This is a genomic window from Pseudalkalibacillus decolorationis, from assembly GCF_024609785.1.
In the GTDB taxonomy this organism is placed as follows: domain Bacteria; phylum Bacillota; class Bacilli; order Bacillales; family Fictibacillaceae; genus Pseudalkalibacillus; species Pseudalkalibacillus decolorationis.
This window is the reverse complement of sequence record NZ_JANHJQ010000072.1, coordinates 1-302: the sequence shown is the minus strand read 5'-3', so window position 1 is coordinate 302 and position 302 is coordinate 1. Positions and strand designations below refer to the sequence as shown.

Sequence of the window (302 nt, the reverse complement as noted above, 5' to 3'; positions counted from 1 at the left end):
GGAAGCTGGGAGGACCATCTCCCAAGGCTAAATACTCCCTAGTGACCGATAGTGAACCAGTACCGTGAGGGAAAGGTGAAAAGCACCCCGGAAGGGGAGTGAAAGAGATCCTGAAACCGTGTGCCTACAAGTAGTCGGAGCCCGATGACGTTTCCCTTTGGGAAACGTCTGGGTGACGGCGTGCCTTTTGTAGAATGAACCGGCGAGTTACGATTACGTGCAAGGTTAAGTTGAGAAGACGGAGCCGCAGCGAAAGCGAGTCTGAACAGGGCGAAAGCGATCTTTTCCTTCGGAAAAATCGT

General features: G+C 52.6%; 1 rRNA gene (running past one end of the window). It reads left to right on the top strand.

Features of this window, described 5'->3' with window-relative positions:
* Positions 1 to 302: ribosomal RNA gene (locus NON16_RS25370) — 23S ribosomal RNA — on the top strand (its annotated part extends 441 nt beyond the left edge of the window); the annotation flags it as partial.